Here is a 25,766-nt window from a genome sequence, read left to right as displayed (position 1 = left end):
GGGCCCCTGAGGCCGCCGTTCTTTTGCGCCGGGGAAACGCATGGCATCCGTTCGGATTGGCGCCAGAGGGCGGATCCGTCCTCCGCTCGCTCACGAACGCCCGCGGCGAATGCCTTCTTCCGCCTGATTGCCGCCGCATGTCGCATGAACGGGGCTCGCCCGCCATTGACCCAAAAACACTGCCATTAAAAGATACAAAAGCTTATTTGTTGGATTTTTGGAATAATCATTTTCGGAATACAGGGTTTATCCTTATTCTTGCGCGGCGCAGAATTCAGTCCATCGGGAAACAAACACGAACCTTGACGGAATGACCCGCCAGATTCGGTCCCAGGACTGATGACCAAGGAGGTCTACCATGAAAGCCCTTACCCTTACCGCCGCCGCCCTAGCCATGTCGACCCTGATCGGCGCCAACGCTTACGCCGCCGGCAACGTCGAACCCAACAACGTCCCCTTCCAGGGCGTCTACGGCCAACACGACAGCAACGTCACCCGCGCCCAGGTCGAAGCCGAACTGGCCCAGGCCAAGGCGAACGGCCTGGTGTCGAACGTCGAGCCCAACGACCAGCCCTTCCAGGCCGTTGCCCAGACCGAATCGGCCGGCAAGACCCGCGCCCAGGTGGTTGCTGAACTGGCCGAGGCCAAGGCGAACGGCCTGGTGTCGAACGTCGAACCGAACGACATGCCCTTCCAGGGCGTCTACCACTCGGCGCCGTCGCAACTGGCCAGCGGCGAATAAGCAAAGCCAGGCAAGACCGGCGAATGAACTGCACCCCAAAAGTCGGACACCGATCCAACCTTTGGGGTGTTTTTCATGGCGAGGCATGACGAGCGATCCCAGTTCAAGGCAGCGCCCGCGATCGCGTCGCCAGAAAAAGGCCGAGGCAGACCAGCGCCAAAGCGAGCATCATGTCCGCCGAAGGAAGCCGCTTGCCGAGCAATGCTTCGAGCATGGCGGCCGTGACGGGCCCAAGCGCCTGGAATGCGGCAACCTTGCTGGCATCCAGCTTCGCCAAGGCCCAGAGCCAGCAGAAGTATCCGACCCCGCTGGACACTCCGATGAAACCCACCGCCAACCACTGCGGGGAAGTCAGCGTGGGCATGAGCGGTTCGGATGCCGCCAGGCAGTACGCCGACAAGAAGAGAACTGCGGCCAGCATGGCAAGCCGGCACGTCGCCAGCGCGGGGTAACGCCGCAGGTATGGGCGATACAGGAGGCTGGTGGACGCCCCGATGATCGTGGCGCCCACCGCCGCGGCGATACCGAACCCCGCCCCCCGGACCGTGCCCGCGGCGGCTGACGCCGCGAGCAGCAGGTGGGCCACCCCGCCGAAGGCCATCGCGATCCCGGCCGAGCGCCACGCGTCGAACCGTTCTCGCCGCGCCATGACGGCCAGGCACATCGTCATCAATGGCATCGTCGAGAAGACCAGCGCGCACGTCGTGGCCGGCAACGAGATCAGCGCATGATTGAGCAGCAGGATCAGGATGGCGAACTGGAAGATCCCCAGCACGGCAATGCCAGCGGCGTCCCTTGGGGCATACGAGGGAAAGCGCGCCCGGTGAAAGGGCAGGAGCAGGACCAGGACGCCGATCAGATAGCGCAGGAATGCCAGCGTTGCGGGCGGCACATCCGGGGAAACCATCCTCGTCAGGACCATCGCCGCCCCCACGAGCATTCCCACCGCCGCGGCGGCCGCCAGCGCGTCCAGGTCCTTGCCCATTGCTCAGTTCATGTCGTCACGGCGCTCACCGCGCGCCTGCGTGTGAACTGCTGCTCCGTCACAACGCTTCCCCATTGCTGGCCGACCTCCTGGCAGGTCAACTCGAATCCCAGCGCCTCGTACAGCCGGCGCGCCGCCGCCAGGCCCTCGAACGTCCAGAGCTGGATCGAGGGAAAGCCGAACTGATCGCAGAACCGCACCGCTTCGGTCAGCAGGCGGCGGCCGATCCCGGACCCGCGGCAGCCGTCGTCCAGAATGAACCATCTCAGATGCGCCTGATGGTTGCCCAGGTCTTCGCCGTCTATGGCGATCGAACCCACGATGCGGTCATTGAGCACCGCGGTCCAGACGCGGTTGCAAGGCGCCCCCAACCTGCCGGTGAACTCGGCGACGCCCGCCGCAACCTGGCTCTCGAAGAACTGGCCGAATCCCGCATGCCTGGAATAGAAGGCTGCGTGCATCTCGGCCATCCGGCCGATGAGCCCCGGCCGGTATCCCTGTTCGATCCTGATGGGATCGCCAGCGGGATCATTGGCGGCCTGACGAGCCGCTCTCAGCGCACGGGCATATTCGGCAAGCCCCTGGGCGACAGCCTGCTGCTGCGAGGGATTGAGATGCCGCATCGCCGTCATGACCTGGCGCCTGCCGAACGCGTGGATGTCCTGAACCGAGGTTCGTCCCCTGCGCGTCAGCACCAGTTGCTTCTGGCGCGCATCCGCTGGCGCGGGCTCCTCGGCGATTTCTCCCGCGGCGATGAGCTTTGCCAGCATGCGGCTGATGCTCGACTTGTCCAGCCCCAACGCCACGACGAGCTGCGCCGCGGTAGTCGCGCCCCGGCCGTCGATCTCCAGCAAGGCATGCACCGCCGAGGCCGAATAGGACGTGCCGGCCAGGGTCGGCTGCATGAATCCCAGCTCTCTCACCATGGTGCGAGAAGCCGAACGGATCTCGTCGACGGACACCTGTGACATGGACACGACGCTTCCTCCATAGTTGGTTATTACAACCTATAAGTTGCAATATACAACCAAACAGGGAAGAAGCGCGCAGTGCCGGCAGGGATTGCCCATGAGGACAAACCCTGATGACGGCCACACACGCCCTCAGGCCGGGATGCCGCCGAACCGCCCGCTCTGGAAGTCGCGGAAGGCCTCGATGATCTCGGCCTGCGAGTTCATCACGAAGGGACCATGGCCTACGATGGGTTCGTCGATCGGCTCGCCGGTCAGCACCAGCAGCTTGGCGTCCTCGCTGGCCGACAGCGCCACGCCTTCGCCGTCACGGTCCAGCACCGCGACCTGGCCGCTGCGCAATGCGGTACCGCCGACCGACAGGGAACCGCTCAACGCGACCACCGCGGCATTGTGGCCGCCCGGCAGCGGCAACGCCAACTGGGCGCCCTGGTTCAGGCGCGCGTCCCAGACGTTCACCGCGGTGAACGTCTGCGCCGGGCCACGGGCCGATTCATACTGGCCGGCGATCACGCGCAGCGTGCCGGCGCCATCGGGCAGCGAGACCTGCGGGATGTCGCGGGACAGCAGCGCCTGGTAGCGCGGCGGGCGCATCTTGTCGCGGGCGGGAAGATTCACCCACAGTTGCGCCATTTCCAGCCGGCCGCCGCGCCGGGCGAAGGCCTGCGAATGAAATTCTTCATGCAGGATGCCGCCCGCGGCCGTCATCCACTGCACATCGCCCGGACCGATGACGCCGCCCTGGCCGGCCGAGTCGCGATGCTCGACCTCGCCGTCGTAGACGATGGTGACCGTCTCGAAGCCCCGATGCGGATGCTCGCCCACCCCGCGCCGGCGCTGCGTGGGCTCGAATTCGGCCGGGCCGGCATGGTCCAGCAGCAGGAACGGGCTCAGATGCTCGGCCGCTCCGTGGTATGAAAACAGCGAGCGCACCGGAAAACCGTCGCCCACCCAATGAGAACCCGGCGCGCTGCGCACGCCCAACACACGTTTCATGGCAACCTCCTGGCGCAACGACGCGCCGCGATCGCACGACGATAGTCCGGCCGCGCCCATACGCATAGCGCCACCCGCGGCAAGCCGTGTTCCATCCATGGAACGCCATCTGCGAACCGTCCATGGCATGCCACGGCGCCATGCCGACAGGGATGCCCCGGGTTTGCAACGGCCGACCATTCCCCAATCCCCGTAGGGCCTGTTAACGTCCTCCAACGAACGGGCACACCCGCAGACGGGCGCGCCAGGAATGCTCTCTTGTCCGAGTCGCTGACGCCCGTGCCCGCCGATGTTCCGGGGTTGCCTCATGCCTAGACCACGCATCGTGCAGTTGAACCGGGCCAGCCTCAGCCGGCTGGCCAGCGCCACGACCTTGCGCGTGATGCGCGAAGGCATGGTCTGGACCCTGCCCTGCCTATTGGTCTCGGCGCTGATGCTGCTGCTGTCGTACGCGGCCCTGCGGCTGAATCTGCCCGAGGCCGCCCGCATGCTGGACCAGGCCCACGAACAGCTCGACGCCACGATGCCGTTCCTGGTCGCGGCGGCCATCGGCTACATGCTGGCCCTGCGCTACCGCCTGCCCCAGTTGCCTTGCGCCTTTCTCTGCCTGGCCTACGTCGCGGTCGTGCACAGCCTGCTGGCGCCCTACCCCCAGGCCGCCGCCACCCTGACCATCTTCATCGCCATCATCACGCCCCTGGCCAACGTGCCGCTGATGGCCTGGCTGCACCGGTGGCGCTGGACGCGGCTGGCGCCCGCCGACTTCGTCGACGACAACGTCCGCGACACGCTGAACATTGTGATCCCCGGCCTGATCAGCACCGGCCTGGTCATGGTCACGCTGTCCTTGCTGCTGCTGACGCCCGCCCTCACCGACTTCAGCATTCCGTTGGAGCTGGCCTCCTCGGCGCCTCCCTATGTGGGCGGTCCGCTGATCGCCGGCGTCAACGCCCTGCTGTGGTTCTTCGGCATCCACGGCTATCACGCATTGCAGCCCCTGACGCAGGCGCTGGACGAGGCCATGCGGTTGAACGCGGCGGGCGCGCTGCCTGGCCCCGCCATGAATTACGCCCTGAACAGCGCCCTGCTGGGCGCCTTCGTCTACATCGGCGGCGCGGGCGCCACGCTGTCGCTGGTCGCGGCGATCCTGCTGTGTTCGCGCAGCAATTCGCTGCGCGTGCTGGCGCTGGCGGCGATCCCCGCCTCGCTGTTCAACGTGAACGAGATCCTGCTGTTCGGTTTGCCGGTCATCCTCAACCCCCGGTTGCTGGCACCCTTCGTGATGACGCCCATGGTCAACGCGGCCATCGCGCTGGCGGCGGTGCAACTGGGCTGGATCGCCATTCCCTCGGTGGGGCTGCCGATGACCGCGCCGGTCGTCTTCAACGCCTACGTGTCCACCGGCGGCGAATGGAGCGCGGTGGCGCTGCAACTGGGCCTGCTGGCCCTGGGCGCGGCCATCTACGCCCCTTTCGTGCTGGCGCAGGAGCGCCGCCGCCAGGAACCCGTCTCGATTCCGCTGCGTTCGCTGGACACCACGTTCACGCGCCTCGAAGAAGAGTCGACGCTGTACGCGCGGGATCCCGTCATCAACGCGCGCCGCAAGGAAGAAGCCCAGCGGGAGGCGCTCTCGCGCATCCGCCGCATCGACGACCACGAGTTCTACCTGGAATACCAGCCGCAGGTGTCCGTGGAGACCGGACTGTGCACCGGCTGCGAGGCCCTGCTGCGCGCCAAGGGGCCGGGCCGGCGCGACGAGGAAGGCTCGCCCATCGAACTGCTGCAGTGGCTGGACGAGGCCGACCTGATCTGCGACCTGGACCTGTGGGTGGCCACGCAGGCGGTGCGTCAGCATCATGCCTGGCAGGCGCAAGGGTTCACGCTGCCCATCACCATCAACATCACCGGCGGCACGCTGGCCTCCTCCCGCCACTGCGACCGCTTCATTGCCATCCTGGAACAGGCCCACGGTCAGGTCTCGGTGGAGCTGACCGAGAACGCGCTGGTCGACGACACCGAGGCGCTGCGCCTGGCCTTCGAGCGCCTGCACGCCATCGGCGCCCAGATCTACCTGGACGACTTCGGCAGCGGCTATTCGGCGCTGGGCTACCTGCACAGGTTCGACATCGACGCGGTCAAGATCGACCGCAGCTTCATCGTCGCGATGGACACGCCGCGCGGCGCGAAGGTGCTGGCGGGCCTCTTGCGCCTGTGCGAAACGCTGGACCTGCGCATCGTCGTCGAGGGCGTGGAAACGGTCGGGCAGTTGAAGGCGTTGAAATCCAGCGCCGAGATCATCGTGCAGGGCTGGTACTACAGCCGCGCCTTGCCGGCCGAGGATGTGGCGGCGTACGTGAGGGACCGGGCCGAGGGCAGGGTCGAAGACCGCTGAACGCGCGGCGCCTTTTTGCCGCCGTCCCTTTTTGCCGCCGTCTTTACCCCGCCATGGCCGCGTGCAGCCGGCGCCGGCCCGCCAGCAGGCAGGCGATGGACGCCACCTGCAATACCCCCGCCACGCCGAAGAGCACGCCGGCGGCGGCCGGCCCCTGCCACTGGCGCAGCGCCCCGAACACCGCCGGCGCGAACGCGTAGCCGCCCTGCGCAATGGCCACCATCAACGGCACGGCGCGCAAGGCATCGGCGCGCACGAACTCGGCCTGCGCGATCGTGGGCGGCAGCGAGGTCGCATTGCCGATGCCCAGGCCGAACAAGGCCACGCCCAGCCAGATCAGCAGGGGCGCATCGCCGCTGCCCGCGCCCATCCACAACACCACCGAGCCCAGCACCTGCAAGGCGTACGACGCGCAGGCCGCCAGGCGGCGGTCGGCGCCGGCCGGCACCAGCCAACCCGCCAGGCTGCGGCCCAGGATGGCGCACGCCGTGGCCAGCCCCATCGCCGTGCCCGCCAAGCGGTCGCCCAGGGCGGGCGCCAGCAACGAATACATATGCGCGATCAGCCCGATCTGCGCGAACAGCCCCAATGCCATGGCGCCGGCCAGCGTGACGAAGCGGCGGTCGGCACGCCAGGACAAAACAGGCGGCAACGGGTGGACGTCGGCCTGGGCCGACGCCGCGGCTTCGGAAAGCGGCAGCCCGTCGGGCGACTGGCCCAGTTGCTGCGGCGTGCGCGAAAACACGCCGCCGCACAGCACGGCCAGGCAGGCCACCATCGCCACGCCCACCAGGGCCGCCGCCCCGCCGAACCCCAGCGTGCCGATCAGCAGCACCCACAAGGGCGAGAAGATCACGCCGCCCACGCTGGCGCCGTTGTAGGCCATGGCCAGCGCCCAGGGCCGCCGCGCGGCGAACCACGGCGCGATCAGCGCATTGACCGCCGCCGCGCCCAGGCCCACCCAGCCCGCGCCGCTGACGGCCGCCGCCAGGAACAGTTGCCACGGCGCCTGCGCCCACGCCCAGCCGCACGTGCCCAGGGCCGACAGCACCGCGCCGGCGAAGGTGATGCGCGGCGTACCCCAGGCCCGGTACAGGCGCGGCAGGTTGGCCACCACCAGTGCCCCCACCACGAAATGCGCCGTCACCGCCGCCGATACCAGCGCCACCGGCCACTGCGTGCGTTCGACCACCGCATGCAGGAACACGGGCGGGCCATAGAAGCCGACGCCCCAGCCGAAGATGGCCAGCACGAAAGTCGCGGCCAGCACGCGATGGCCAAAAAATCCGGATTGCACTGCCGCATTCATGGGTCGGATGTCCTTGTGTTGAGCATTGCGGATGGCGGCAGTATGCTCGTCTGCGTCGTACACGCTTCGATAGATATCGAACCATGAATGCAGCTTCCGCTTCCGCCTCGGCGGACACCAGCCTGTCGGCCGTCGCCGCCGCCATCGGCGACCCCGCCCGCGCCCGCATGCTGTGCAGCCTGTTGGACGGCTGCGCGCGCACCGCCACCGAACTGGCGGCGCTGGCCGAGATCAGCGCGTCCACCGCCAGCAGCCATTTCACGCGGCTGCGCGACCAGGGGCTGGTCGAGATCGCCATCCAGGGCAAGCACCGCTACTACCGCCTGGCCACGCCGCAAGTGGCGGCCGCGCTGGAGGCCCTGCTGGTGGTGGCGGGCGTGCCGCGCGCGCCGTTCACGCCATCCACGCCACCGCACCTGCACCACGCCCGCACCTGCTACGACCACATGGCCGGCACGCTGGCCGTGCGCATGCACGATGCGATGCTGGCCCAAGGGTGGCTGCGGGTGTCGGGGGATGAATACGAGCTTACGCCCGAAGGCGAGGCGGCGCTGCGCAAGCTGGGATTGCGGCCCGAAGCGCTGCAAAGGCAGCGGCGGCGGTTTGCATATCCCTGCCTGGACTGGAGTTCGCGCAAGCCGCATCTGGCGGGCGGATTGGCGGCGGCGCTGTTGCAGCATTGCAGCGAGCGGGGATGGCTGGCCAGGGATCTGGATTCGCGGGCGCTGCGGTTCAGCGTCAGGGGAGAAAAGCAATTCGCCATGGCGTTCGGGTTGACGGCCGCGGCGGGCCTGACTGATTGACGGCTGGCGCCTCGCCATGCGCCGTGGCGCAGCACCGCTGCGCCGCATCACGCCTTCCCGATCACGACGCAGAGATCGGCGGCGCCACGACTGAACTTCCGTGGCGCCGTGTCGATCAGTCTTTCAGGGCCTTTTCCAGCAGGCTGCTGACCAAATCATTGATCGCCACGCCGTCGGCCTGCGCCTTGGCGCGCAGCGCGTCGACCTGGGCCTGGGGCAGCTTGACCGCGAACGGCACCAGGCCAGCGGCCTGATCCAGCTTGCGCTGCTCGCGCCGGTCGGGCACGGCGTCGCCGGCGAAGCGGCTGGGCGGCAGCGTGGATTTGAGTTGGCCCATGATCTTCAGGCCCTTGTTCTTTTCGAGGTCGGTTTTTTTCAAAGCAGGCAATCCAGAAAGCGCCGCCTGGGCGGCATGAGTAGATGGCGTGATTCTAGTGCCTGCGAACGCCTCCGGCGGGCGCAATGATCGACGACACGATCACGCAGGGATAATCATTCAGCCGCTTCTTGAAATCGGGTGGCCAGGTCTGGCATGGGAGGATGGCTTTTTTCGAGCCAGCGGCCCGGTTCCCCGAAAGTTCGAGCCATGACACATGACGCATTGTTGAAACGCATAGATCCGGGGCCGGTTTCCGCATTCAAAAGCCAGGAAATCGCCTATCCTAGAACGTCCCCCCGTCCCTACCTGCCCCACCCATGCGCATCCTCCTGGTCGAAGACGACGCCATGATCGGCGAAAGCGTGCTGGACTGCCTGCGCGCGGACGGCTACGCGGTCGACTGGGAGCGCGATGGCCGCGCCGCCGCCACCGCCTTGCGCGCCACCGGGTACGACCTGATCCTGCTGGACCTGGGCCTGCCGCAGCAGGACGGCCTGTCCGTACTGCGCGAATTGCGCGCCCGCCGCGACCGCACGCCGGTGCTGGTCGCCACCGCCCGCGACGCCGTCAGCGACCGCATCGCCGGCCTGGATGCCGGCGCCGACGACTACGTGGTCAAGCCCTACGATCCCGACGAACTGCTGGCGCGCGTGCGCGCCCTGCTGCGCCGCAGCCAGGGCCGCGCCGAACCCGTGTTCGAGCATCGCGGCGTCACGGTCGATCCGCAGACGCGCGAGGCCTCCATCAACGGCGAACCCGTGGCGCTCACCGCCCGTGAATGGGCGGTGCTGCAGCCGCTGATCGCACGGCCCGGCGTCATCTATTCGCGCGCCCAGCTGGAAGAAAAGCTCTACAGCTGGCAGGACGAGATCGCCAGCAACGCGGTCGAGGTCTACGTGCACGGCCTGCGCAAGAAGCTGGGCCACGACTTCATCCAGACCGTGCGCGGCGTGGGCTACGTGATTCCCAAGCAATGAAGATACCGTTGGGCCATTCGCTGCGCGCGCGGCTGCTGCTCTTCCTGCTGGCGTCCATCTTCGCGGCGGCGCTGGTGCAGGCCGTGGTGGCCTACCGCGGCACGCTGGCGCAGACGGACGCCATCTTCGATTCGCAGTTGCGCAATACGGCGCTGTCGCTGAGCGCGGGCGGCGGCCGGCTGGGCGCGCCGCCCATGCCCGTGCCCGGCGAACCCGTCGCCCGCCCCGAAGACCTCATCATCCAGATCTGGACGGCCAGCGGCACGCAACTCTACAAGTCCGCGTCGGGCCGCCTGTTGCCCGACCCGGTGCTGCTGGGCTTCTCCGACGTGAAGTCAGGCGATGCCTCGTACCGCGTGTACGCGATGGCCACGCCGTTCCAGGTCACCCAGGTGGCGCAGGACGTGCGCGTGCGCAGCGCCACGGCGCGCGCGCTGGCGTTGCGCTCGGTCGGCCCCATCGTGGCCGCCGCGCCGCTGCTGATGCTGGTCGTATGGTGGGTGGTCAGCCTGTCGCTGCGGCCGGTGGCGCGCACGCGGGCGCAACTGGCCGCGCGCCAGCCTGATGATCTGTCGCCCGTCTCGGACGCGGGCCTGCCCGACGAAATCCGGCCGATGCTGCAGGAATTGAACCTGCTGCTGGCGCGCGTGCGTCAGGCCTTCACGCTGCAGCAGCAGTTCGTGGGCGACGCCGCGCATGAATTGCGCACGCCGCTGGCCGCGCTGGCGCTGCAATTGCAGGGCTTGCGGCGCGCGGGCGACGACCCGGCCGCGCGCGAACTGGCCATCGGCCGCCTTTCCGAAGGCGTCACGCGCGCCACGCGCCTGATCGAACAACTGTTGTCGATGGCCCGCTACGACGCGGGCAGTCCGCCGCCCACGCTGGTACCCACCGATCTGGTGCAGGCGGTGCGCGAGGCCGTCGCGCAAGTGCTGCCCGCGGCCAACGCACGCCGCATCGAGCTGATGCTGGACGGTCCGGATCAGGCCTTGGTGGCAGGCCAGGCGGAGGCCCTGGTGCTGCTGGCGCGCAACCTGCTGGACAACGCCGTGAAGTATTCGCCGGAAGGCGGCCAGGTGCGCATCGGCATCGAGCCCGCGCCGGGCGGCATGATCACGCTGGTCATCGACGACACCGGCCCCGGCATCCGGCCCAGCGAGCGCGAGCGGGTGTTCGACCGCTTCTACCGCACCGACCCCGGCGTGGCGCAAGGCAGCGGGCTGGGATTGTCGCTGGTGCGCACGCTGGCGCGGCGCCACGGCGCGGAGGTCGAGTTGTCGGATGCGCCGGGCGGAGGGTTGCGCGCGGCCGTCGCCTTCCACGTCCCCGACGCCGTGGCCGCGACGTCCTGAATTATCTTCTTCCTCGAGCCCCGCCTTAAGATTCGCCTAAGACAGCCCCGGCACCATGGCGCCATGTTCAAAAACATGCTCCGAGGAGCCGACATGAGCGCCACGCAAATCACCCCCAGCCGTCTGGTCATCGCCCTGCTTGCCGCGGGCGCCATTGGCGGCGCTGGCACCACCGCCCTGCTGGCCACCACGCCCGCGCACGCCCAGTCACAGGCGCAGGCCCCGGTCAATACCGTGGCGCCCCCGAACTTCGCGCAGATCACCCGCCAGTACGGCCCCGCCGTGGTCAACATCAGCATCACGGGCAGCACCAAGGTATCGGACGAAGACGATCCCTTCGCGCAGTTCTTCGGCCAGTTCCCGGGCTTTCCCGGCGGCGGCCGGATGATGCCGCGCGGCGGCCAGCGCGAAGTGCCGATCCGCGGTGAAGGGTCTGGCTTCATCATCAGCGCCGACGGCACGATCCTGACCAATGCCCACGTCGTGAAGGACGCCAAGGAAGTGACGGTCAAGCTGACCGACCGCCGCGAGTTCCGCGCCAAGGTGCTGGGCTCCGATCCGCAGACGGACGTGGCCGTGCTGAAGATCGACGCGTCGAACCTGCCGGTCGTAAAGATCGGCAACGTCAACGACCTGGAAGTGGGTGAATGGGTGCTGGCCATCGGTTCGCCGTTCGGGCTGGAAAACACCGCCACCGCCGGCATCGTCAGCGCCAAGGGCCGTTCGCTGCCCGACGACACGTCGGTGCCCTTCATCCAGACCGACGTGGCGGTCAACCCCGGCAACTCGGGCGGCCCGCTGTTCAACGCGCGTGGCGAAGTGGTCGGCATCAACTCGCAGATCTACAGCCGCACGGGCGGCTACCAGGGACTGTCGTTCTCGATTCCGATCGACGTGGCCTACAAGATCAAGGATCAGATCCTGGCGCACGGCAAGGCGCAGCACGCCATGCTGGGCGTGACGGTGCAGGAGGTGAACCAGGCGCTGGCCGATTCGTTCAAGCTGAAGTCGCCCTCCGGCGCGCTGGTATCCAACGTGCAGCCCGACAGCGCCGCCGAGAAGGCGGGCCTGAAGCCGGGCGACGTGGTGCGCAAGGTGGATGGCCGCGAGATCGTGTCCTCGGGCGACCTGTCGTCGCTGATCAGCCTGTCTTCGCCCGGCCAGAAGATCACCCTGGAAATCTGGCGCGATGGCGCGGCCAAGGAGCTTACCGCCACGCTGGGCAACATGAGCAAGCAGCAGGCCTCGGCGGATGACGAGAGCGACAGCCAGCCCGGCCAGGGCCGCCTGGGGCTGGCGCTGCGCCCGCTGACGCCGCAGGAACAGCAGGCGGTAGGCGCGCCGGGCGTGCTGGTGCAGCAGGCCGGCGGCCCCGCCGCCCGCGCCGGCATTCAGCCGGGCGACGTGATCCTGTCGGTCAACGGCGTGCCGGCCAGCAGCGCCGAGCAGGTGCGCCACGAAGTCTCGCGCGCCAAGGGCTCGGTGGCGCTGCTGATCCAGCGTGGCCACGACAAGATCTTCGTGCCGGTGCGTATCGGCGGTTAATGGTTTGATTGGTCGATGGGCTGGTGTTCGCCAGCCTTTTTGAAGGGCGTGCGTCGAAGGACGTACGCCCTTTTTTTGTCTTACGATGTCGGCTCTGCTACCGGAAAGGCTGCCATGCCCGGCGCTGAAATGGCCCGCCAGGGCCGTGTCCTTTCGGGCTCCTGGAGGAAACCATGCGGATCCTGCTGATTGAAGACGAGGCGGAATTCGCCAAGCCATTGCGCAGCGCCCTCGAACGAGACCGCTTCGTGGTCGACTGGGTGCCGAACATCGCGCAGGCCAGCGTAGCGTCGCGCACAGGCGCGCACCAAATCGTCCTGCTCGACCGCACGTTGCCCGATGGCGATGGGTTGGCCCTGATCCCGCCACTGCGCAAGAACATGCCGGGCGTGCCGATCATCGTATTGAGCGCCCGCGGCGAGTTGGCCGACCGCGTCGCCGGACTGGACGACGGCGCCGACGATTACCTGGTCAAGCCTTTCGAACTCGAAGAACTGCTCGCTCGCATGCGCGCGGTGCGGCGGCGCCCGAACGAACTGGCGCCGGACGAGGTGATTGTCGGCGGACTCGTGTTCGACATGGCCTACGGCGAAGCATGGGTCGGCGGCAAGCAGTTGGAACTGCAAAGGCGGGAAGCGAGCGTGTTGACCGCGCTGGTGCGCCGCCGCGGCCGTACCGTCCTGCGCGAGATGCTCGAAGAAGCCGTCTACGGCTTCGACGACTCGATCCAGTCGAACACGCTCGACTCCCATGTCTCGCGCCTGCGCCGGAAATTGGGCGATGCAGGCGCAGGCGTCGAGATCCACACCGTCAGAGGGGTGGGCTACCTGCTGAGAGACGCGACTTGACGCGCCGCGCTCCCAGGAATGAGCGCCGCCAGCCTTCGTTGAAGGCACGCCTCATCGCCAGGCAGCTCATTCTGCAGTTTCTGGCGATCGCGGCGGCCGCCATCGGCTTCGTCCTGTTCTTCGTCAACTCGGCGCTGGACGGCATGTACGCCGACGAATCGGTCGTGAGAATCGCCGCCGACGCGATCGTCCGCGATGCGGCCGGCAATGCCGCCGTGAACATGACGCCCGCCTTGGCACAACTGCGGGAAGAGGCGCCGAATCTCTGGTTCGCGGCCCGGCTCGGCGACGGCCTCGTGGTCTCCTTCGGCCAGGTGCCGCCGGAGTTGGCGGCGCTCGTGCCCCATCTCGACCAGCTTTCCTCCGCGGACCTGCGCGGGCAGGCAGCGCCCTATGCGCTTTCCGCCGTGGTGCGGCAGACCTCCGGTCCGGCCGGCGACATGAATGTCATCGCGCATGGCCGCGTCCGGCCATTCTCGGCGCTGATCACCACGGCGTCGAACGTCGTGGCGGTGGCCATTTTTCTCACCTTGGCGCTCATCTCTGTTCTCGCAACGCCATGGATCGTCAGGCGCGCGTTGGCCGGCATCGTGAAGACCGCGGACGAAACGGAGCGGATCGACGCACAGCGTCGCGGCATCCGGCTGTCCGAGGACAATGTGCCGCGCGAGATCGGTCCGATGGTTCGCGCCTTCAACGCGGCGCTCGGCCGCCTCGATGAGGGCTATGAGCGGCAGCACCGCTTCATCGCTTCGGCAGCCCATGAACTGCGCACTCCGATCGCCGTCCTGCGGATGAAAATCGAGGCCGCGGACGACGAAGGCATGCAGAGCCTGCTGCCCGACGTATCGCGCCTGGCGAATCTGGCCGAGCAGCTGCTCGACCTGCATCGGCTGGACAACGGGGCGCCGACCGAACGGATCGATCTGGCGATGCTTGCACGCACGGTCGCCGCCGACCTGGCACCCGTGCTGATCGCGGCGGACAAGGCCATCGAGGTCCGCGTCGAACGGACCGGAGAGATCGTGGGCAACGCCGGATCAATGGCACGCGTGCTGACCAATCTCATACAGAACGCCGTGGAGCATGGCGGCGATCGGGTGATCGTGCGGATACGCGGCGCCTGCCTGGAAGTCGAGGACAACGGGTACGGCATTCCTGAAGAAGAGCACGAGCGGGTATTCGAACCCTTCCACCGGCTGCGGCCGCGCGATGCCGGCACGGGGCTCGGCCTGAGCCTGGTCAAGCAGGTCATGGATCACCACCACGGCCGCGTCACCCTCTCGACAGCGCCCGGCGGCGGCGCGCTCCTGCGATTGGAGTTTGCTTCGGCCCATTGAGCCCGCCGCAGCCAAGGTTGGCGCAATGTTGTCCAGCGATGCTATCGGGACCGGGCGACGCCGGATGGCCGTTGCCGCGCCTGCCTTGTCCACCGGGGAGATTCGCGGCAAGCCGCTGCCGGCACAAGCCCTCTCGCCATTCGTGAGGTGTCATGATCAACGTGGATCGATGGAAAGGGCCCGGCTGGCCCGAAATGCTGGCCGGATTGGCGGCCTATGGCGTGCTTCTGCTCCTCTTCGGCTTGCTGATGGGATGGCTGCCCGCCAACGACCCCGTGCTTCTGGGCGTGGTCGGCTCGACGGCGGGAGGCGTCGTCGGCGTGGGCGCCTTCGCCGCCGCATGCGGCTTGCGGATACGGTCGCTGCGCCCGTTCGGATTCGTCAGGGCGCCACGCCGCTGGCTAATCGTCGCGGCCGGCATGGGCATCGCCGGCTACGGGCTGAATCTGGCCATCCAGTTCGCCTACATGGCAGGGTTCGGCGCCGATGACCCGCAGAGCATATTGCACGCAGCCGCGCGGGGCGGCGCGCTCCCGTTCATGGCCTCGTTCCTGGGCGGCGCCATCCTGACGCCCTTCGGGGAAGAAATCCTGTTCCGGGGCGTCGTGGCGAATGCCCTCAACCGCCATGGCGCCTTCGCGGGCGTCGTCGTCAGTTCACTCATCTTCGGACTCGCGCACGGCGTCAGCGTGATATTGCCTGTCGCGATCATGGTCGGCCTGCTGTCCGCGCTGCTTTTCCGCGCCACAGGATCGATCTGGCCCTGCGTGGTCCTGCACGGTGTCTACAACGGCGCCAACAGCGTCGCGTCGGCGTTGGGCTTCTCGCCGATGCAATAGGCCCTGGAGGCTTCCGGCGTTTTCCGAATCCAGACAATGTTGCGACAACGCTGCGCTGATTAACTGGACGCAGGCTGCCGAGGGCGGCCACGACTCAATCCAGAAAGGAGCACGGAATGCAGCAACCTCTTGCCGTCAAACGTCGTCGCGCCATGGCATGCGCATTGTCGATGGCCATGCAGGGCATGGTCCTGACAGGGTGCATGTCGGGCGCGGAGCGTCGACAGATGAACCTCCAGACCGACGCCAGCACCTGCCAGAGTTATGGAGCTTCCTACGGCTCGCCGGCCTATACGGCCTGCATGCTCGAACAACAGCATCGGCGTGACACCAAGCAGCGGGATTCGCTCGAACGCACCCGGATGACGACGGATATTGCACGGGACTCGCAGATCATGGCCGATCGCGCTCGCAAGGACCGCTGCGATCGCGATCCCGACCGGCGCGAGTGCCGGCGCTAACGCCGTCCCCGTGCTCGGAACGCGCCAGCCGCCAGAGCCTGATCCGACAGCCGCCACTGGGCCCGTTTCCAGGCAACGGCCTGGTTCTTCCGCAGGCGCCTGGTCCCGGGTGCCCGCTGGCGTTCCGAGCGCGCCTAGGTTCCGTCACGAAAGCGTTGGGCAAACTCGGGGGACGCGATCGCATCGAGCACCGCCCGCAATTGCCCGGCATGCTCCGCGCCGAAAGCGGCCTCGAAACGCTGGTGCGCCCCGTTCCACAACACGCGCGCCTGCTCGAACCTGGCGCGGCCGGCGGCGGTCAGCCGCACGCGGCGGCTGCGCCGGTCGTGTTCGTCGGGGCGCACCTCGACCAGGCCCTCTTTTTGCAGTGCGCGCAGCGTGTGGCCCAGCGCGGAAAGGTCCATCACCAGCAGTTCGGCCATGCGCCCCACCAGCGGCGCGCCGCCCGCGCGATCGATCTGCGACAGGATCGAATACTGCGTGGCGCGCAGGCCCACGGGCTCCAGGGCGTCGTCGTACAGTTGGCCGACGCGGCGCGTGGCCCGGCGCAGCGCGGAATTGGTGCAGATGCTGACTCGCAGCGCGTCGGTGTCGTCCATGGGATTTCCTGGCTACGGGGCACTACCGGGCGGCACCCGCCTCGCCCATCACCGCCATTCTGCCAGCGATGGCCTCGCGCGGCGGGACAGCGCGCAGCGGCGCCGGATGCGTCAACACGATTGACGGATCAAACAACGCGATTCAATAATACTGGTATATACCAATATTTGTTTCGGCCACCGTCCCTTCCCTCTCCGAGGTCTCACGCGTGAATGCCTCCCCCGCCGCGGCGCCCATGGCCGCCAAGCCCCACAACCCGCGGCTGAACGCGATGTTGCAGGCCCCCATCCTGCCCACGCTGCTGCGCATGAGCTGGCCCAATCTGCTGATGCTGCTGGCGCAGTCGGGCGCGGCGCTGGTCGAGACCTGGTTCATCTCGCGGCTGGGCACCGATGCCCTGGCCGGCGTGGCGCTGGTGACGCCGCTGTTGATGCTGATGCAGAACATGTCGCAGGGCGCGATGGGCGGCGGCATCTCGTCGGCGGTGGCCCGAGCCTTGGGCGCCGGCCGGCACGAGACGGCCGACAGCCTGGTGCTGCACGCGCTGGTCATCAACCTGATCCTGGGCCTGCTGTTCACGGCGCTGTTCCTTCTGCTGGGCCGGCAGATCTACACCGCGCTGGGCGCGCACGGCGCGGCGCTGGAAGCCGCGCTGACCTATTCCGACGTGCTGTTCGGCGGCGTCGTGCTGATGTGGCTGATGAACGCCCTGGCCAGCACGGTGCGCGGCACCGGGAACATGATGGTGCCGGGCGCCGTCATCTGCGGCGGCGCGCTGCTGGTGGTGCCGCTGTCGCCCTGCCTGATCTTCGGACTGGGTCCCTTCCCTGCCCTGGGCATCGCGGGCGGCGCATGGGCGCTGCTGTGCTATTACGGACTGGGCGCGGCGGTGCTGGCCTGGTATTGCGCCAGCGGCCGCAACGCCGCGCGCCTGCGCCGCGGGCCGCTGCGGGGCGCGCTGCTGCGCGACATCCTGTCGGTGGGCGGCCTGGCCGCCCTGAATCCCTTGATGACCAACGGCCTGATCGCGGCCGTCACCGCGCTGGTGGGCGCGTACGCGGGCACGGCCGCGCTGGCGGGCTACGGTACGGCGGCCCGGCTGGAGTACCTGTTGATTCCCATCGCCTTCGGACTGGGCGCACCGATGGTCGCCATGGTGGCGGCCAACATCGGCGCGGGCCAGCCGCAGCGCGCGGTGCGGGCGGCGCTGACGGGCGGGGCGATCGCCTTCGCGCTGGGCGAATGCCTGGGGATCGCCGCCGCGCTGTGGCCGCACGCCTGGCTGCGCCTGTTCGGCGACGATCCGGGCATGCTGGCCGCGGGCAGCACCTACCTGCACATCGTGGGCCCGTTCTACGGATTCTTCTCGATGGGTTTCGCCATGTACTTCGCCTCGCAGGGCGCGGGACGGTTGATGTGGCCCTTGCTGGCCGGTGTGATCCGGCTGGCGGTGGCGGTGGGCGGCGGATGGATCGTGCTGCGCTTGACGGGATCCCTGAACGGACTGTTCGCGATGACGGCGGTGGCGATGGTGCTGTACGGCTGCGTGGTGTGGCGGGCCGTGGCCGCGCCGGCATGGACGCGGACCGATACGCGGCGCTGAAAGCGCTCGCCCGCGCGGAGGGCAACGACCGATTCGCGACCGTCGGCCAGCGGCTCGCGCGGGATTTCCCCCCCAACGATTAACCGAAGGTTATATCCCACGGCCGAATCGGCACTGGCCGCGAGGCGGCGTCGTTCCTACCATGTCCGCATTGGCCTCGCGCTGACAGCGAGGCGGACATGGAGACAGCCGCATCATGAATATAGGTTTGATCGGGGTAGGCAACATCGGCGTGCACTTCGCCACGCGCCTCTTGGCCGCCGGCCACGAATTGCGGGTGCATGACCGCAGCGCGGCCGCCGTGGAACGGCTGACGGCCAAGGGCGCCATCGCCGTGGCCAATGCGCGCGAACTGGCCTCGCAGGTCGAGATCGTGCTGCTGTGCCTGCCCATGCCGAAGGTCGTGGCCGACGTGGCGGCCGAGGTCGCCCAGGGCAGCAAGGTCCGGATCGTGGTGGACCTGTCCACCACAGGCCCCACGGTGACGCAGGAAGTCGATGCCCTGCTGCGGCAGCGCAACATCGAACTGGTGGGCGCGCCCGTCAGCGGCGGCACCGCCAATGCCGAGAAAGGCACGCTGGCCGTCATGCCGGCCGGCCCGGAAGCCGCCTTCAAGACCGTGGAGCCTCTTTTGCGTGTCATCGGCAAGAACATCTTCTATCTGGGCGCCGATCCGAGCCTGGGCCAGACCATGAAGATCATCAACAACACGCTGTACGCCACCAGCCTGATCGCCAGCTCCGAGGCGCTGGTGTACGGCGTGAAGGCCGGCCTGGATCCCCAGGCCATGCTGGACGTGATCAACGTCTCCAGCGGCCGCTCGTTCGCCACGCTCGAACGCATTCCGCAATGCGTGCTGGACCGCAGCTTCCCCGTGCGCTTCACCACCGCGCTGCTGCACAAGGACGTGAAGATGTGCATGGACGAGGCCGAGCGGCTGGGCGTGCCCATGCGCGTCAATCCCGTCGCGCGCCAGTTCCTCGCCTTCGCCATCAGCCAGGGCGACGGCGAGCTGGACAACGCCGCCACCATCCGCCACATCGAGCGCTGGGCCGGCGTGGAATTCGGCGCCAAGCCCGACTGATTTCCTCATCTTTCCGATAGACGTACCGACGCGGGCCAGGCCCGGGCCGGCGGGTTCGCTCGCTGGCGGGCGAGCCCCGCACACAACCTGGAGCAAGACATGTCCCTCATCAAGATCCGCAAGAAACTGCTGAACGTCGAGAGCATCTACCACGAAGGCGGCCCGGCCCGCACCGAGCCCATCAAGATGGCCTCGCTGGCCGTGGTGCTGCAAAACCCTTACGCGGGCCGCTACGTGGAGGACCTGTCCCAACTGGTCAAGGACGCCACGGAACTGGCCAAGGTGCTGGTGCCCGAACTGCTGGCCGCCGTGGGCGGCGCGGACAAGGTGCAGGCCTACGGCAAGGGCGCCATCGTGGGCCTGAACGGCGAACTGGAGCACGGCGCCATCTGGCACGAGGCCGGCGGCTGGTCGATGCGCGCCGAACTGCCCCAGGCCAAGTCCATCGTGCCCGCCGCCAAGGTCGTGGCGTCGGCCGGCACGCGCCTGCAGATTCCGCTGCATCACATCGAGGCCTGCTACGTGCGCAGCCACTTCAGCACGCTGGACGTGGGCACCATCGACGGCCCGCGCCCCGACGAACTACTGTACGCCCTGGTCGTGTCCACCGGCGGCCGCGTGCATGAACGCCTGGGCGGCCTGCGCGCGGACAAGATCTCGGTCGGCGACGGCCAGCGCTGAACGCGCGCCCCACGGAGGCGGCCGGCCACGCATGCCGGCGCCCCGCTGAATCAATAAAAACGTAACGGAGACAACCCATGACTCGTTTTGCCCGCCTCTTGCCGATGCTCGCGTCGGCCCTGTTCGCCTGCTCCGCCGCACACGCCGCCGACTGGCCCACGCGCCCCATCACCCTGATCGTGCCCTTCGCCGTCGGCGGCAGCACGGACGCCACCGCGCGCCTGCTGGCCGAACGGCTGGGCAAGGAGCTGAACCAGCCGGTGGTGGTGGACAACCGCCCCGGCGCGGGCGGCAACATCGGCGGCGCGCTGGTCGCCAAGGCCGCGCCCGATGGCTACACCTTGCTGCTGGCCACCAGCACCATGACCACCAACGTCTCGCTGTACAAGAACATGGGCTTCGATGTGCGCAAGGATCTGGTGCCGGTGTCGCAGGTCGCGCTGATTCCCAACGTGCTGGTCGTCAACAAGGACATGCCGGCGGGCAACCTGAGCGAGTTCGTGAGCTACGTGCGCGGCAACAAGGGCCCGGTGAACTACGGCTCCGCCGGCAACGGCAGCTCGCAGCACCTGTCGGGCGCGCTGTTCAACAACATGGCGCAGGGCCACATGACGCACGTGCCGTACAAGGGCGGCGCGCCGGCCAACACCGACCTGCTGGCCGGCCAGATCCAGGCCGTGTTCGCGCCGCTGGTCGAGGTACTGCCCTTCATCGACGGCGGCAAGTTGCGCGCCCTGGCGGTGACCACGCAGGAACGCTCGCCCCGCCTGCCCGACGTGCCCGCCGTGCGCGAAGCCTTGCCCGGCTACGAGGTCGTGCTGTGGAATGGGGTCTTCGCGCCGGCCGGCACGCCCCCTCGGGTCACGGACAAACTGGCCAAGGCCATCCGCTCGGTGACACAGGACGCGTCGGTGCGCAAGACGCTGGCCGAACAGGGTTCGATTCCGGTGGGCAGCGATCCGGCTTCGTTCAAGAAAGTGGTGGACAGCGAGATCGAGAAATGGGGCAAGCTGGTGCAGGTCTCCGGCGCCCGTATCGATTGACGCCGCCACGAGCCCAACCCTTTTCTTCAGTCCGACACGTCGACCATGAAACCTCTGTTGCTCGTTCTCGTATTCCTCTCAGAAGAACACCGCGCGCTGGTGTCCGAACGCTTCGACATGCTGTATGCGCCCAACGACAAGCTGGGCGCCGACCGCAGCCGGGGCGCCGCGCAGATCGCCGAGCGGGGCCAGGACATCCGCTTCGTGCTGACCAATGGCACGAACGGCCTGCTGGCCAGCGAGATCGAGGCCCTGCCCAAGCTTGAATTGATCTGCACCGTGGGCGTGGGTTTCGAGAACGTCGACCTGGCCGCGGCCAGCGAACGCGGCATTCCGGTGTGCAATGCCGCGGGCACCAACGACGCGGCGGTGGCCGATCACGCCATGGCCATCCTGCTGGCGGCGATCCGCAGGCTGCCGTTCCTGAACGCGGGCGTGCGCCACGGCCTGTGGCGCGACGACATCCCGCGTCCGCCGCACGTGTCGGGACGCCGCATGGGCATCTTCGGCCTGGGCGCCATCGGGCGCCAGATCGCGCGCCGCGCGCTGGGCTTCGACATGGAGATCGGCTATCACAGCCGCACGCGGCGCGACGAGCTGGGCTTCGCGTGGTTCGACGACATCGTGTCGCTGGCGCGCTGGTGCGATTTCCTGGTCATCGCGGCGCCCGGGGGCAAGGCCACCTACCACGTGGTCAACCGCGAGGTGCTGGACGCGCTGGGCCCGCAGGGCGTCGTGGTGAACGTGGCGCGCGGCACGCTGGTCGACACGCAGGCCGTGGCCGATGCGCTGCGCGACCAGCGTATCTTCGCCGCCGCGCTGGACGTCTACGAGAACGAACCCACGCCGCCCGCCGCGCTGCTGGAATTCGACAACGCGATCCTGACGCCGCACATCGGCGGCATCTCGCCGCAGGCCATCCATGCCTCGGTCGTGCGTTTCCTGGAGAACGCCGGACAGCATCTGGCCGGCAAGCCGCTGCTGACCCGGGTGAACTGACATGGCCCACGACAACCTGATCGGCGGCGCCTGGGTACGCGGCGCCCACTACGGAATAAACCGCAATCCCTCGGATCCCGATGACGTGATCGGCGAGTACGCGCAGGCCGACGCCGCGCAACTGTCCGCGGCGGTGCAGGCCGCGCTGGCCGCCTTTCCCGCCTGGTCCACCGGCGGCGTGCAGGCCCGCGCCGATGCGCTGGACCGTATCGGCGCCGAGATCCTGGCGCGCCGCGACGAGCTGGGTGAATTGCTGGCGCGCGAGGAAGGCAAGACCCGGCCCGAGGCCATCGCCGAGGTCACGCGCGCGGGCTATATCTTCCGCTACTTCAGCGCGGAGTGCGTGCGCCTGGCCGGCCAGACGCTGCCGTCCGTGCGGCCCGGCGTGGGCGTGGAGATCACCCGTGAGCCCATCGGCGTCGTGGGCCTGATCACGCCCTGGAATTTTCCCATCGCGATCCCCGCCTGGAAGATCGCGCCCGCCCTGGCCTACGGCAACTGCGTGGTCTTCAAGCCCGCCGACCTGGTGCCCGCCTCGGCCTGGGCGCTGGCCGAGATCATCCATCGCAGCGGCATCCCCACGGGCGTGTTCAACCTGGCAATGGGACGCGGAAGCGTCATGGGCGATGCCCTGGTCACGCATTCCGGCATCGCGGCCATCAGCTTTACCGGCTCGGTCGATGTGGGCCGGCGCATTGCGGTGCAATGCGCGCAGCATGGCAAGAAGGTGCAGCTGGAGATGGGCGGCAAGAACCCGCAGGTGGTGCTGGACGATGCCGACCTGGCCCAGGCCGTGGAACTTTGCGTGCAGAGCGCGTTCTTCTCGACCGGGCAACGCTGCACGGCATCGAGCCGGCTGATCGTCACCGACGGCATCCACGACCGCTTCGTGGCCGCGATGGCCGAGCGCATGGCCTCGCTGCGCGTGGGCGACGCCCTGGCGGCGGACACGCAGATCGGTCCGGCCGCCAGCGCAGCCCAGCAGGAACAGGACCTGCGCTACATCGAGATCGCGCGGGCAGAAGGCGCGACGCTGGCGGCGGGTGGCAGCCCCGCAACCTGTCACACGGGCAGCGGCAAACCCGGCTACTTCGTGGCGCCCACGCTGTTCACGGACACCACCCCGGCCATGCGCATCAATCGCGAGGAAGTATTCGGGCCGGTGGCCAGCGTGATCCGCGTGCGCGATTACGACGAAGCGCTGGCCGTGGCCAACGACACGGAGTTCGGCCTGTCCGCCGGCATCGCCACCACCAGCCTGAAGCATGCCACGCATTTCAAGCGGCACGCGCAGGCCGGCATGGTGATGGTCAACCTGCCGACGGCGGGCGTGGATTATCACGTGCCTTTCGGCGGCCGCAAGGGATCCAGTTACGGCCCGCGCGAACAGGGGCAATACGCGCAGGAATTCTTCACGACGGTGAAGACGGCCTACACCCAGGCCTGACGTCCGCTTTACCGAACCGGTGATCGCCGCCGCACCCGCGCGGCGCGCGGGTTCGCACCTGCCGGCCGCGCAAGACGGCCAGCTTCACAACAACGATAAAGAGACATCATCATGATCGAGCAACGACGTTTGCTGTTGGCATCGGCCGCCCTGACGGCGGCGCTGGCGGGCCTGCCCGCCGCCCAGGCGCAACCCGCCGACTGGCCCACGCGGCCCATCCGGCTGGTGGTGCCGTTCGCCGCGGGCGGCACCACCGACCTGATCGCCCGCGTGGTGGCCGAACCCCTGGGACGCGAGCTGGGCCAGCCCGTGATCGTGGAAAACCGGGGCGGTGGCGGCGGCACCATCGGCGCGGCCGAGATCGTGCGCGCCGCACCGGACGGCTATGCCATCGGCATCTCCACGATCTCGACCATCGCCACCAACCCGGCCATCAACCCCAAGACGCCGTACGACCCGCTGACCGACTTCACGCCCATCGTGAACCTGGCCGCCACGCCCAGCGTGATCGCCGTCAACAAGGACTTCGCGGGCAAGGACCTGAAGTCCGCCATCGAGACCCTCAAGCGCGCGCCGGACAAGTATTCATACGGCTCGTCCGGCCAGGGCGGCATCCAGCACCTGATGATGGAGATGTTCAAGATCGAGACGGGCACGTCCATCACGCACATTCCCTACCGCGGCGCGGGCCCCGCCCTGGCCGACACCGTGGCCGGACAGGTGGCGATGACGCTGGACCAGATCCCGTCCATCCTGCCCTTCATCAAGAGCGGCCAGCTGGTGCCGCTGGTGGTGGCCGCGCCGCAACGCGTCCCGGTGCTGCCCGACGTGCCGACGCTGGCCGAGGCTGGCATGCCGGGCGTCAACCGCCTGGCGTTCTACGGCGTGGTCGGTCCCAAGGGCATGCCGCCCGCGGTGGTGCAACGGCTCAATGCCGCTGCGGTGAAGGTGCTGAACGATCCGGCGGTGCGCAAGCGCATCGAGGACACCGGCTCGTTCGTCGTGGCCAACAGCCCCGAAGCGTTCGGCCAGCAGATACGCGAGGAATACCGGGTCTACAAGGACGTGGTGACCCGCACGAGGCTGACGCTGGATTGACGAACGCCGCCGCGCGCGGCGGGCGATGCGCACGTGGAGGTCGCGGCTGTGGATCTGCCCGCCCTGCAGGCATGCCGGACGGCTATGGCAGAATTGACATCGTCATCCGGCGCGCGGCCGATGCCGCGCGGCCAAGCCGGCGCAGGCACCGCGCACCGATCCAGTCCGCGCACAAGACCCATAACGACCATGAACTTTCGCCTGCGCCAGATGGAAGTGTTCCGAGCCGTGATGCTGACCGGCTCGATCAACGGGGCCTCCAAACTGCTGTTCATCTCGCAACCCGCCGTCAGCCGGCTGGTGGCGCATACCGAGCAGACGTTGGGGTTGAAACTGTTCAACCGGGTCAAGGGCAAACTGGTGCCCACGCCCGAGAGCACCGCCCTGTTCCGCGAAGTCGAGGACTTCTATCAACACGCCCTGCGCGTGGATGCGTTCTCGCGCAACCTGGCCAAGGGGCCCTCCGGCATGCTGCGCATCAGCGCCAGCCCGAGCCTGAGCAAGGGGCTGCTGCCGCGCACCATCACGCGCTTCATGAAGCGCTATCCCGACATCCGCCTGCATTTCCATGAAACGCTGCTGGCCGACATGGCGCAAGAGGTGCTGAGCAACAAGGTCGACCTGGCGGTGTCGGTGCTGCCGGTGGAGCATGCCAACCTGGTGGCCGAGCCCTTCGACGAGGGGCGCATGGTGTGCGTGGTGCCGCGCGGCCACGAGCTGGGACAGCAGCGCCAGGTCAGCTTCACCGACCTGGCGCGCTATCCGCTGATCGTGCACGACCCCGGCATCGCCTTCGGACAGATCCTGGCCGCCGCGTGCCGCAAGGCCAACGTCGCCATCCACCCGCGCGTGGACATCCACCAGACGGACGTGGCCTGCGCATTGGTGCGCGCGGGCGCGGGCATCGCGATGGTGGACGAGTACACGGTGGCGGGGTTGGCCTGGGCCGACCTGCAGGTGTTGACGCTGGCCGAGGAGATCAAGCTCACCCCCAGCGTGGTGCGCTCACGCTTCGACAACGGGACGTCGCATGCCGAGAAGTTCGTGGCGGTGCTTCGGGAACAGTCTGACAGTGACCGGAAAGCGCAGGGTCTGTAGGGGTGTTTGAGTTCTTGAGCCGCCTGTGCCTGTCAGCGGGGCCGCGCCGGCCAAGTCGTCGGGCTCGGGCGCGCCAGCAGGCGCCCTCGGCCGCTACGCGGCTGCCCCTCCTCCAATTGGCCGTCACGGCCCCGCTGACAGGCACAGGCTGCAAGCGCGTCATGCCCACATCCG

At 68.2% G+C, this 25,766-nt stretch carries 24 protein-coding genes; 18 read left to right on the top strand and 6 right to left on the bottom strand.

Features of this window, described 5'->3' with window-relative positions; genetic code table 11:
• Positions 1-358: 358 nt before the first annotated feature.
• Positions 359-742, top strand: coding sequence for a DUF4148 domain-containing protein (locus tag A7W11_RS11975; RefSeq protein ID WP_066412254.1), 384 nt, complete (start codon positions 359-361; stop codon positions 740-742).
• Positions 743-845: 103 nt separating this feature from the next.
• On the opposite strand, the gene A7W11_RS11970 is transcribed toward A7W11_RS11975, so the two are convergent.
• From A7W11_RS11970 to A7W11_RS11960, 3 genes are all read right to left on the bottom strand, one after another.
• The gene (locus A7W11_RS11970) at positions 846-1,727 is read right to left on the bottom strand and encodes a DMT family transporter (protein WP_066412251.1); all 882 of its coding nucleotides are present in this window, start codon (positions 1,725-1,727) and stop codon (positions 846-848) included.
• An 8-nt stretch (positions 1,728-1,735) separates the two neighbouring features.
• Positions 1,736-2,632 carry a helix-turn-helix domain-containing GNAT family N-acetyltransferase gene (locus A7W11_RS11965; RefSeq protein ID WP_235816855.1) on the bottom strand — a complete coding sequence of 299 codons (897 nt, stop codon included), beginning with the start codon at positions 2,630-2,632 and terminating at the stop codon, positions 1,736-1,738.
• Between the two features lie 198 nt (positions 2,633-2,830).
• Positions 2,831-3,694 (bottom strand): pirin family protein, encoded by an 864-nt coding sequence (locus A7W11_RS11960; protein ID WP_066412245.1) that lies wholly within the window; start codon positions 3,692-3,694, stop codon positions 2,831-2,833.
• A 307-nt stretch (positions 3,695-4,001) separates the two neighbouring features.
• Here A7W11_RS11960 and A7W11_RS11955 point away from each other — a divergent pair, with 307 nt between their 5' ends.
• Complete coding sequence (locus tag A7W11_RS11955) at positions 4,002-6,086, top strand: EAL domain-containing protein (protein WP_066412241.1); 2,085 nt, start codon at positions 4,002-4,004, stop codon at positions 6,084-6,086.
• 43 nt (positions 6,087-6,129) lie between these two features.
• Here A7W11_RS11955 and A7W11_RS11950 read toward each other — a convergent pair whose 3' ends face one another.
• Positions 6,130-7,395 (bottom strand): MFS transporter, encoded by a 1,266-nt coding sequence (locus tag A7W11_RS11950; RefSeq protein WP_066412237.1) that lies wholly within the window; start codon positions 7,393-7,395, stop codon positions 6,130-6,132.
• An 83-nt stretch (positions 7,396-7,478) separates the two neighbouring features.
• On the opposite strand from A7W11_RS11950, the gene A7W11_RS11945 reads away from it, so the two are divergent.
• Positions 7,479-8,198 (top strand): ArsR/SmtB family transcription factor, encoded by a 720-nt coding sequence (locus tag A7W11_RS11945; protein WP_066412234.1) that lies wholly within the window; start codon positions 7,479-7,481, stop codon positions 8,196-8,198.
• A 115-nt stretch (positions 8,199-8,313) separates the two neighbouring features.
• Here A7W11_RS11945 and A7W11_RS11940 read toward each other — a convergent pair whose 3' ends face one another.
• A complete protein-coding gene (locus A7W11_RS11940; protein WP_066412231.1) occupies positions 8,314-8,577 on the bottom strand; it encodes a hypothetical protein in 264 nt (87 codons plus the stop codon).
• Between the two features lie 317 nt (positions 8,578-8,894).
• On the opposite strand from A7W11_RS11940, the gene A7W11_RS11935 reads away from it, so the two are divergent.
• From A7W11_RS11935 to A7W11_RS11905, 7 genes are all read left to right on the top strand, one after another.
• A complete protein-coding gene (locus A7W11_RS11935; protein ID WP_066412223.1) occupies positions 8,895-9,554 on the top strand; it encodes a response regulator in 660 nt (219 codons plus the stop codon).
• On the top strand, positions 9,551-10,906 hold the full coding sequence (locus tag A7W11_RS11930) for an ATP-binding protein (RefSeq protein WP_066412220.1): 1,356 nt from the start codon (positions 9,551-9,553) through the stop codon (positions 10,904-10,906). The genes A7W11_RS11935 and A7W11_RS11930 overlap by 4 nt, the downstream gene beginning before the upstream one ends.
• Before the next feature lie 93 nt (positions 10,907-10,999).
• Positions 11,000-12,451 carry a Do family serine endopeptidase gene (locus tag A7W11_RS11925; RefSeq protein WP_066412214.1) on the top strand — a complete coding sequence of 484 codons (1,452 nt, stop codon included), beginning with the start codon at positions 11,000-11,002 and terminating at the stop codon, positions 12,449-12,451.
• A gap of 173 nt (positions 12,452-12,624) precedes the next feature.
• A complete protein-coding gene (locus A7W11_RS11920) occupies positions 12,625-13,299 on the top strand; it encodes a response regulator (RefSeq protein ID WP_066412212.1) in 675 nt (224 codons plus the stop codon).
• Positions 13,296-14,639 carry a sensor histidine kinase gene (locus tag A7W11_RS11915; protein ID WP_066412210.1) on the top strand — a complete coding sequence of 448 codons (1,344 nt, stop codon included), beginning with the start codon at positions 13,296-13,298 and terminating at the stop codon, positions 14,637-14,639. Before A7W11_RS11920 ends, A7W11_RS11915 begins: the two co-directional genes overlap by 4 nt.
• A 152-nt stretch (positions 14,640-14,791) precedes the next feature.
• Entirely contained in the window at positions 14,792-15,478 is a 687-nt protein-coding gene (locus tag A7W11_RS11910) for a CPBP family intramembrane glutamic endopeptidase (protein ID WP_066412208.1), read from the top strand.
• A 116-nt stretch (positions 15,479-15,594) separates the two neighbouring features.
• Positions 15,595-15,939 (top strand): hypothetical protein, encoded by a 345-nt coding sequence (locus A7W11_RS11905; RefSeq protein ID WP_066412206.1) that lies wholly within the window; start codon positions 15,595-15,597, stop codon positions 15,937-15,939.
• Positions 15,940-16,073: 134 nt separating this feature from the next.
• Here A7W11_RS11905 and A7W11_RS11900 read toward each other — a convergent pair whose 3' ends face one another.
• Complete coding sequence (locus tag A7W11_RS11900; protein ID WP_173678815.1) at positions 16,074-16,538, bottom strand: MarR family winged helix-turn-helix transcriptional regulator; 465 nt, start codon at positions 16,536-16,538, stop codon at positions 16,074-16,076.
• A gap of 272 nt (positions 16,539-16,810) precedes the next feature.
• Here A7W11_RS11900 and A7W11_RS11895 point away from each other — a divergent pair, with 272 nt between their 5' ends.
• From A7W11_RS11895 to A7W11_RS11860, 8 genes are all read left to right on the top strand, one after another.
• The gene (locus tag A7W11_RS11895; protein ID WP_066413961.1) at positions 16,811-18,142 is read left to right on the top strand and encodes an MATE family efflux transporter; all 1,332 of its coding nucleotides are present in this window, start codon (positions 16,811-16,813) and stop codon (positions 18,140-18,142) included.
• Between the two features lie 196 nt (positions 18,143-18,338).
• Positions 18,339-19,226, top strand: coding sequence for an NAD(P)-dependent oxidoreductase (locus A7W11_RS11890; RefSeq protein ID WP_066412204.1), 888 nt, complete (start codon positions 18,339-18,341; stop codon positions 19,224-19,226).
• Positions 19,227-19,325: 99 nt separating this feature from the next.
• Positions 19,326-19,907: an amino acid synthesis family protein gene (locus A7W11_RS11885; protein WP_066412203.1), complete on the top strand. Its 582-nt coding sequence runs from the start codon at positions 19,326-19,328 to the stop codon at positions 19,905-19,907.
• A gap of 77 nt (positions 19,908-19,984) precedes the next feature.
• A complete protein-coding gene (locus A7W11_RS11880) occupies positions 19,985-20,950 on the top strand; it encodes a Bug family tripartite tricarboxylate transporter substrate binding protein (protein ID WP_066412202.1) in 966 nt (321 codons plus the stop codon).
• 45 nt (positions 20,951-20,995) lie between these two features.
• A complete protein-coding gene (locus A7W11_RS11875; protein ID WP_066412200.1) occupies positions 20,996-21,949 on the top strand; it encodes a 2-hydroxyacid dehydrogenase in 954 nt (317 codons plus the stop codon).
• Position 21,950: 1 nt separating this feature from the next.
• Positions 21,951-23,396: an aldehyde dehydrogenase family protein gene (locus A7W11_RS11870; RefSeq protein ID WP_066412197.1), complete on the top strand. Its 1,446-nt coding sequence runs from the start codon at positions 21,951-21,953 to the stop codon at positions 23,394-23,396.
• A gap of 111 nt (positions 23,397-23,507) precedes the next feature.
• Positions 23,508-24,494 (top strand): Bug family tripartite tricarboxylate transporter substrate binding protein, encoded by a 987-nt coding sequence (locus A7W11_RS11865; RefSeq protein ID WP_082887207.1) that lies wholly within the window; start codon positions 23,508-23,510, stop codon positions 24,492-24,494.
• Positions 24,495-24,683: 189 nt separating this feature from the next.
• A complete protein-coding gene (locus A7W11_RS11860; RefSeq protein WP_066412195.1) occupies positions 24,684-25,592 on the top strand; it encodes a LysR family transcriptional regulator in 909 nt (302 codons plus the stop codon).
• Positions 25,593-25,766 lie beyond the last annotated feature (174 nt).

The sequence above is a fragment of the Bordetella ansorpii genome, from assembly GCF_900078315.1.
Lineage (GTDB): Bacteria > Pseudomonadota > Gammaproteobacteria > Burkholderiales > Burkholderiaceae_B > Bordetella > Bordetella ansorpii.
This window is presented reverse-complemented; position numbering and strand designations above follow the sequence as displayed.